2 protein-coding genes are annotated in these 1881 nt (G+C 36.4%); both read right to left on the reverse strand.

The features are described from left to right. Positions 1-774: S1 family peptidase (locus CUN59_RS20800; RefSeq protein WP_133164065.1), on the reverse strand; the 774-nt coding region annotated here is incomplete at its 3' end. A gap of 216 nt (positions 775-990) precedes the next feature. After that, complete coding sequence (locus CUN59_RS20805; protein ID WP_104389593.1) at positions 991-1560, reverse strand: COP23 domain-containing protein; 570 nt, start codon at positions 1558-1560, stop codon at positions 991-993. Positions 1561-1881: the final 321 nt, after the last annotated feature.

Genomic DNA, 1881 nt, shown 5'->3' on the forward strand with positions numbered 1-1881 from the left:
AACTGTTGTTAGTGGTATTCCCCAACTTGTTTTTCTGAACTCTTGAATTTCTGGATTTGTGGGGCGTTTTCCGTTGGTATAAACATAAGCAGAATTGTCTAAAGGATAGGGACTAATGCCATTAATTCCCAGGAGATACCCTAGACTACTAATAATTGGACCGCCGCTCATTCCTTGTTGAATATTGCTGGTATAGCCAATTTCATAACCATCTTTTAAACTTGGTTGAGAAATTATTTGTTTTACTGTTCCAGTTCTAAATAACATTTCTCCTTTGCTACTAGAATAGCCAGCGGCTATAACTGGTGTATCTGTATTAATATCGAAACTAGCAATTTCTTTAGGTAGACAATAATTTTGATTAGATGTAAATTGCAAAACGGCTAAATCTAGTTTATCAAAATCTAGTTTATCAGAATTAGTATTAGGCAAAATTTGGGCTGAATAGATTTGATTGTCAGGTGTTTTAATTTGAACTTTATTAACTCCCAGCAAAACATGGGAGTTGGTAACAACTAAATAAGAATTGCCCTTTTTAGCAAATATTGTTCCTGAACCACTGTTATTATCACCCATGACTCTGACGGTAATTTGTTTAGCAAGAGTTTGGAGTTTTTGTGGTGAATCATATTCTCCACTTTCGGGGTTATCGGGTTTTATATTACAGGTAGCCGGGGTAATTGTTTGAGCTAAGGAATAGGGAACATTTGCTAATGTCAATGATGGGAAAGATAGGAATAATAAGGAGGAAATAATGGCAAGATTCCGGTTCATGGTAGTTGTTGATTAGTAGATGATTTGTAGGGTGCGTTAGCGACAGCGTAACGCACCATTCTTTGAATTTGTTGTTCGATAAACAAGATAAACGAGGGATGTTAGCCAGCCAGATTTAGCCAGGGAATAAATTCCCTCTCTAATAGCTAAAGTCGGTTAAAACCGACTATGGGAAGTTTGAGGTTCTGTTTTAAATACCGTGAATGTGAAGAATGGCTATTTTTTAATATTCACGAGTGGGGCATTTTGCAAATACTTACCCACATTCACATACTTTCTATTTCCTGAACTTTGCCAAAGTGGTTCTGAACTTGTACCCTGGGCTATATTCATAAGTCGCTTTAGAACTAATCCTGGGTCAGTATGATTTTTTAGGGTAAATAATTGATTGTTACCATTACAATTTTGTTCATCACTTGCCACAGCACAAACCACAGAATAACCCTGATTTTTACCCGTAGTCAAGTTATTTAAACGACCTGCTTCATAAAAATTCTGGAACTTTTTAGATACTTCTTGGCAACGTTTTTGGGGAGTCCAGCCACCTTTGGCAAAATACTCGGATTTCCAACCAATAAACCGTACGTGACCTTGTCGTTCATGAACCCAAGCAATGGTAGCGGGAACTTTTTCACCACTGGCTTGATCAAATATTTCTTGACAGAAAAATGTGACTTGATTGGGTTGATTTTCAGAAGCATTGTCTTGACTAAAACCAGGATTTATGCTCATGGTTAAGGTCAATGTTGTTAATCCTAAACAGGTGGAAAGTGATTGTAATTTCATGATTTTTGAGTCCTTAGTTAAAAAATTAATGTTGATAAAGTTGAATTTTGATAATTCTCGCAGATCCCCGACTTCTTTTTTTGTTATGTCCATAAATGATAAATTGATCTTAGGAGTTGGGGATCTCATTCATTCCTTCGTGAGGTGACAGATCCCCGACTTCTTAAAGAAGTCGGGGATCTAATGTCTTTTATGGTCTGACATTTGCCTGTAAACTATAATTACCAGTTTCCCCCCTTTCGGAAGAATTGGCAATTATTAAATAAATTCCATCTGCTGGTAAATTAGTGACAATTCTAGCATTAAAATTACCTGCTCCTT

Source organism: Cuspidothrix issatschenkoi CHARLIE-1, from assembly GCF_002934005.1.
GTDB lineage: Bacteria > Cyanobacteriota > Cyanobacteriia > Cyanobacteriales > Nostocaceae > Cuspidothrix > Cuspidothrix issatschenkoi.

Bases quoted from the DNA above. Each gene is read 5' to 3' on its own strand.
- CUN59_RS20805 (WP_104389593.1), bottom strand. From the start codon at position 1,560: ATGAAATTACAATCACTTTCCACCTGTTTAGGATTAACAACATTGACC.